This is a genomic window from Roseiarcus sp. (assembly GCF_049514155.1).
Lineage (GTDB): Bacteria > Pseudomonadota > Alphaproteobacteria > Rhizobiales > Beijerinckiaceae > Roseiarcus.
Genome location: NZ_JBEKVH010000191.1, coordinates 1 through 6335, shown reverse-complemented (window position 1 = coordinate 6335; position 6335 = coordinate 1). Strand labels below are relative to the sequence as shown.

5 protein-coding genes are annotated in these 6335 nt (G+C 66.2%); 1 reads left to right on the top strand and 4 read right to left on the bottom strand.

Features of this window, described 5'->3' with window-relative positions:
- The 4 genes from ABSF49_RS19250 to ABSF49_RS19235 all read right to left on the bottom strand — a co-directional run.
- Positions 1-840: aldo/keto reductase (locus ABSF49_RS19250; RefSeq protein ID WP_424114255.1), on the bottom strand; the 840-nt coding region annotated here is incomplete at its 3' end.
- Positions 841-898: 58 nt separating this feature from the next.
- Positions 899-1888, bottom strand: coding sequence for a substrate-binding domain-containing protein (locus ABSF49_RS19245; protein ID WP_424114254.1), 990 nt, complete (start codon positions 1886-1888; stop codon positions 899-901).
- 53 nt (positions 1889-1941) lie between these two features.
- Positions 1942-3015, bottom strand: a complete 1074-nt coding sequence (locus ABSF49_RS19240; RefSeq protein WP_424114253.1) for an ABC transporter permease — start codon at positions 3013-3015, stop codon at positions 1942-1944.
- Positions 3016-3026: 11 nt separating this feature from the next.
- On the bottom strand, positions 3027-3800 hold the full coding sequence (locus ABSF49_RS19235; RefSeq protein ID WP_424114252.1) for an ATP-binding cassette domain-containing protein: 774 nt from the start codon (positions 3798-3800) through the stop codon (positions 3027-3029).
- A gap of 286 nt (positions 3801-4086) precedes the next feature.
- Here ABSF49_RS19235 and dnaE point away from each other — a divergent pair.
- On the top strand, positions 4087-6335 hold a 2249-nt coding region (gene dnaE, locus ABSF49_RS19230; protein ID WP_424114251.1), incomplete at its 3' end, for a DNA polymerase III subunit alpha.

Sequence of the window (6335 nt, the reverse complement as noted above, 5' to 3'; positions counted from 1 at the left end):
CCCGAGTCGCTTGGCGATCGGCCGCAGCCTTCGCACGGTCGCGATCCTCTCGTCGGTGACGCCCTCGCGTCCCATCGAGCCGCCGCGGCTGCCGCGTTGCGCGCGCGAATCCTCGGGGATCCCGTCAAGATATTTGTCGGTCAGGACGCCCTGGGCGAGCGGCGAGAAGACGATGCAGCCGACGCCCTCCTCCGCCAGCGCGTCCAACAGGCCGTCGCGCTCGACCCAGCGATCGAGCATCGAATAGCGCGGCTGGTGAATGAGGCAGCGCACGCCGAGCCCGCGCAGCGCCGCGAACGCCTCGCGCGCCTCAGCGGCGCGGTAATTGGAGATGCCGACGTAGAGCGCCTTGCCCTGCCGGACCGCGTCGGCGAGCGCCGACATCGTCTCCTCGATCGGCGTCTCGGGGTCGGGGCGGTGATGGTAGAAGATGTCGACGTAGTCGAGCCCGAGGCGCTTCAGGCTGGCGTCGAGGCTGGCGAGCAGATTCTTGCGCGAGCCCCATTCGCCGTAGGGCCCCGGCCACATGCGGTAGCCCGCCTTCGACGACACGATGATCTCGTCGCGATAGGGCCCGAAGTCGGTCGCGAGCAGGCGACCGAAGGCCTCCTCGGCGGCGCCGGGCGGCGGACCGTAATTGTTGGCGAGGTCGAAATGAGTGACGCCGCGGTCGAAGGCGCGGCGAAGGATGGCGCGGCCGGTCTCGAAGGCGTCGAGGCCGCCGAAATTCTGCCACAGGCCGAGCGAGATCGGCGGAAGAAGCAGGCCGCTCCTGCCGCAGCGGCGGTACGTCGCGCGCTCGTAGCGGTCGGAGCGCGCGACATAGGGTTCTTGCGACAAGTCGAGGCCTTTCGTTCACGCGGACGCCTTGGGGCGTCCGCGCTCGCGCTTGTCGATATCAGCGAATGCCGGCGTCGATCAACTGGGTGAGCCCGCCGATCGTATCGGGGGTGACGACGCCCGCGCCGGTGTTGAGCGACAGGCCCGGCATCTTGTACTTGGCGGTCATCACGCATTGCACGACCGGCATGAAGCCCTGCAGATAGAGCAGTTGGTCGAGGGTGGCGGTGATGTACTTCGACTTCAGGCCGTCGATCGTGGCCGGCGCGAGATCGATGCCGCCGACGACGATGTCGCCGGGCTTCTTGCCGGCTTTCTCAAGCACCTGCTGCAGGGTGCCGGTCACGCCGCCGTGCTGGGTGCCGATCGCCTTGAGGTTGGGGTGGGCCTGGACGTAGGCGGCGAGAATCGGCACGCCGAGCGACGTGTCGGAGTTGACTTCCTGGCTGATCTCGAGCCGGTCGACCTTCAGTCCGGCCTTCTCCAGCGTGTCGGCGAGCCCTTTCTCGGACTGACCGCGTTCGGCCTGGCTGAAGACGCCGTAGACCATCGCTTCGTCGCCGGACTTGAGCCCCTTGGCCAACATGGCGCGGGCGGTGAGCGCGCCGCCCTCGTAGAGGTCGACGCCCGCATAGCCGAAGCCTTTGGTGCCGAATTCGGCCTGCAGCGAGGTCATCGGCGAGTTGCCGTCGGTGATGACGATGCCCTGGTCGGTCGCCTGTTTGACGAGATCGTGGAAGGCGGTCGCGCCCGGATGGCCCATGATCTCGATGCAGTTCGGCTTGGCGGCCATCGCCTCCTTGAACTGGGCGATCATCGTCTCGGGCGCCCAGGCCGAGAACTGCGCTTTCAAATCGACGCCAAACGCCTCAGCGGCTTGCGCCGCCCCGGTCTGGCGGGCCAGCGTCGCCCCGTCGCCGGGGTTGCCGCCCATCTGCATATACATCACCAGGCCTTTGCCGATCGGATCGGCGGCCCAGGCGGGCGCTACGGCGGCGACAAGCGCAGCCGCGCCGACGCCAACCAGAAGAACTCTGCAAAGACGCATGTTCGTTGCTCCCTAAGCTCGTCCTCGGTCGCCGGCGAAGGCGTCGGGGACCTTTATTCGGAAGCGCGAGGCCGCGACGCGGAGGCGCCGCCGAATCCCGGAATTGTATGGAAACGAAGCATAAACGCCGCGCGGCGCTGCGGTTCGTCGACATACATGTAGAAGATGATGGCGATGAGGAAGATGAGGCCCTGCACCGTTCTCACCCATGACCCCGTCAGGCCGGCGGCGACGAGCCCAGGCTCGAGGATCTGGATGACGAAGCAGCCGAACACCGTGCCGAGAATGGTCGCCCGCCCGCCTAAGATCGACGTCCCGCCGATCAGCACCGAGGCGATCGCGGTCAGCAGATAGCCCTGACCCTGGTTGCCGAAGAAGTTCTTTTGCTCCAGCGTCAGCATGATCGCGGCGCAGGCTGCCAGCCCGCCCATCAGCGTGAAGATCTTGATCTTCTCGCGATCGACGTCGATGCCGACGACGCGCGACACGTCGTTTGAATCGCCGATGAACAGCGTGTGCTCGCCGAAGCGATGGTGAGTGAGGATGAGCCACAGGAAGCCGATGATCAGCGCCGTCCACAAAGCCTGGACTGACAGGCCCTGCACCCAGTCGATCGTCGTCGCCGAGGCGAATGGGCGACCGACGATCCATTGCCAGACCGAACTCTCCTCCGCGCCGCGCAGCGCGTAGGACTTTCCACCCGACAGCACCGCCGCCGCGCCCGTCCAGAAGAACTGGGTGCCGAGCGTCGCAATGAACGAGGGAATGCCGACCCTGGCGATCAGCACGCCGTTGAGGTAGCCGACCAGAATTCCCGAGGCTAAACCGGCGAAAATGGCAATCCAGCCAAGCTGATACTCCTTGAACAGGAGGGCGAAGACGAAGCCCGAGAACGAGATGATCGCAGGAAAGCAGAGATCGATTTCGCCGGCCCCGATGACGAAGGTCAGGCCCGTGGCGAGCAGCAGCAGCGGCGGAATGATGGTGAGAAACGTCGTATAGATCGACGGCGCGAGAAACACGACCGGCGCAATCCACATGAAGAGAAAGAGGAGAAGGGCGAAAACGATGATGATCGGCGCCCCCTCGACGCGAAGCCATGCCGATGCGTCGTGCCGCTGCGCCATCGCAGTCTCCCTCAACCCCTGTGCTGTAGATCGATGAGATATTCCGTCAATTCGTTGACCGACATCTGCCGCGGGTTGATCTCGGAAACGATTCGACCGCGATCGAGTACGACCAGCCGGTCAGCGACTTCATGGACGTGAGCAAGGTTGTGCTCGATGTAGATGCAAGCGCGCCCGGACGACTTGATCCGGCGGACGAAGTCGATGACCTTGCGCACTTCGGCGACGCCGAGCGCCGCGGTCGGCTCGTCGAGCACGATGAGGTCGGCGTTGTAATGCATCGCCCGGCCGATCGCGATGCCCTGCCGCTCGCCGCCCGACAGCTTGGACACCGTCGAGTCGACGGTGATGCCGACGCCGCGGAAGCCGATGACGTCGATCAGGATCCGCTGCGCGATCTCTTTCTCGCGCTTGATGTCGATGAAACCGAAGCGGTCGGTGATCTGCCGGCCGACAAAGAAATTGCGCCACAGCGGTTGTTTGTCGGCGAGCGACTTGTCCTGGTAGACGGTCTCGATCAAGAGATCGTGCGCCATGCGCACGGAATACTCGCTCTGCGGAATTTCGCGATCGCGGATGTAGATCTTGCCGGCGCTCGGCGCCAGGACGCCGGTCATCACCTTGATCAGGGTCGACTTGCCGGCGCCGTTATCGCCGATCAGTCCGACGATTTCGTTGCGGCCTATGGCGATATCGATGTCGCGCAGCGCGTGAACCGCGCCAAAATACTTCTGCACGCCGACAAGGCGCACAACCGAATCGAACTCTTGACCTCCCGGCGCCATCGACGTTCCTCCCCCGCTCTTTCGGCGGTCGAACACGCGCGCGCCCATAAGAGTGGCGCCCCGCGCCGCGGTCGGTAATTGCGCCGCATCAATCGCTAGCGAAAAATTCATACTTTTTTTCGCGTCGAGCGCGCCCGCCACAAATCCGAGCGAAAGCGGACCGCTTGTTCTTGCCCCGGAGCGCCGCTTCCGACCATCCGGCTCGGTTCGACGTCCGTCGGCGTCGAGCGGCCTCGACAAGCCGGGCGCCGCGTCGGCACAATGCCAAACGCCAGCCGGAGTCGTCATGGATTCGTCGCTCGTCAAAGCCGTCGGTTTCGTCCATCTGCGCGTCCACAGCGCCTTTTCGCTGCGCCAGGGGGCGCTGTCGATCGAAGCGCTGGCCAAGCTCGCCAAAGCCGATTCGATGCCGGCGCTGGCGATCACCGACACCAACAACCTGTTCGGCGCGTTGGAGTTTTCGGAGAAGCTGGCGAAGGCCGGGGTGCAGCCGATCATCGGCGCGCAGATCACCGTCGATTTCGGCGACGCGCCGCCGTCGGCTTCCCGTCTCGCCGAGGCGCGGGTCGCGCGCGCGCCGCTGGCGCTCATCGCCAAGGACGAACAGGGCTATCGCGCGCTGATGCGGCTCGCTTCGCGCGTCTGGCTCGACCCGACCGACGGCGACGAACCGCACGTCGGCTTCGCTGCGCTGGCCGAAGCCGAGGGCCTGATCGCGCTCACCGGCGGACCGGCCGGGCCGATCGACCGGGCGCTGACGCTCGGCCTGCCCGAACTGGCGCAAGCGCGGCTGAAGCGGCTCGCGCCGCTGTTCGACGGCCGGCTCTACGTCGAATTGCAGCGCCACGGCTTGGACAGCGAGCGCCGCGTCGAGCCGGCGCTGATCGAATTCGCCTATGCGCAGAGCCTGCCGCTGGTCGCCGCCAACGAGGCCTATTTCGCCGCCGCCGCCGACTACGAGGCGCAAGACGCGCTGCTGTGCGTCGCCGAAGGCGCGCTGATCAGCGCCGCCGACCGCCGCCGCCTGTCGCCGGAGCATCGCTTCAAGACCCGGGCCGAAATGCGCGCGCTGTTCGCCGATCTCGACGAGGCGCTCGACAACAGCGTCGAGATCGCGCTGCGCTGCGCCTACCGGCCGCTGACCCGCAAGCCGATCCTGCCGCACTTCACCGCCGTCGACGGCGCCCGGGTCGACGAGGAAAGCGAACTGCGCCGCCAAGCCGCCGAAGGGCTCGAGCGGCATCTGGCGCAATACGGCTGTGCGCCCGGCCATGTCGAAGACGACTACCGCCAGCGGCTCGAATTCGAGCTCGGCGTCATCGCGCGGATGAAGTTCCCCGGCTATTTCCTCATCGTCGCCGACTTCATCAAATGGGCGAAGGCGCAGGGGATTCCGGTCGGACCGGGGCGCGGATCGGGCGCCGGCTCGGTGGTCGCCTGGTCGCTGACCATCACCGATCTCGACCCGCTGCGGTTCGGCCTGCTGTTCGAGCGCTTCCTCAATCCCGAGCGGGTGTCGATGCCCGACTTCGACGTCGACTTCTGCCAGGACCGGCGCGACGAAGTCATCGCCTACGTGCGGCGGCGCTACGGCGAGGACCGCGTCGCCCAGATCATCACCTTCGGCTCGTTCCTCGCCCGCGGCGTGATGCGCAACGTCGGCCGGGTGCTGGAAATGCCGCTCGGCCAGGTCGACAAGCTCGCCAAGCTGGTGCCGCAGAACCCGGCCAAGCCGGTGACGCTGAAGCAGGCGCTCGCCGACGAGCCGCGGCTGCGCGAGGCGGCCGAAGCCGACCCGAAAGTGGCGACGATGCTGGCGATCGCCCAGCGGCTGGAGGGGCTCTATTCCAACGCTTCGACCCACGCCGCCGGCGTGGTGATCGGCGACCGGCCGCTGGTCGAACTCACGCCGCTCTACCGCGACCCGAAGTCGGACATGCCGGCGACGCAGTTCAACATGAAATGGGTCGAGCCGGCGGGGCTGGTGAAATTCGACTTCCTCGGCCTGAAAACCCTGACCACGCTGCGCATCGCGCAGCGCCTGCTGGCGCGGCGCGGCGTCGAGATCGAACTCGGCGCGATCCCGCTCGACGACGCCAAGACCTACGAGATGCTCGGACGCGGCGAGACGGTCGGGGTGTTCCAGGTGGAAAGCGCCGGCATGCGCAAGGCGCTGGTCGAGATGCGCGCCGACCGGTTCGAGGACATCATCGCGCTGGTCGCGCTGTATCGCCCCGGCCCGATGGCGAACATCCCCACCTATTGCGCGCGCAAGCTCGGCTTGGAGAAGCCCGATTACCTGCATCCCAAGGTCGAGCCGATCCTGAAGGAGACCTATGGCGTCATCATCTACCAGGAACAGGTGATGCAGATCGCGCAGGAGCTTTCCGGCTATTCGCTTGGCGAGGCCGACAATCTGCGCCGCGCGATGGGCAAGAAGATCAAGTCGGAGATGGACGCGCAGCGCAGCCGCTTCGTCAAGGGATCGCTGGAGCGCGGCCTCACGCAGCACAATTCCGACGAGATTTTCGATCT

Coding starts and splice junctions, on each gene's coding strand:
- ABSF49_RS19245 (WP_424114254.1), bottom strand. CDS start 1,888: ATGCGTCTTTGCAGAGTTCTTCTGGTTGGCGTCGGCGCGGCTGCGCTT.
- ABSF49_RS19240 (WP_424114253.1), bottom strand. CDS start 3,015: ATGGCGCAGCGGCACGACGCATCGGCATGGCTTCGCGTCGAGGGGGCG.
- ABSF49_RS19235 (WP_424114252.1), bottom strand. CDS start 3,800: ATGGCGCCGGGAGGTCAAGAGTTCGATTCGGTTGTGCGCCTTGTCGGC.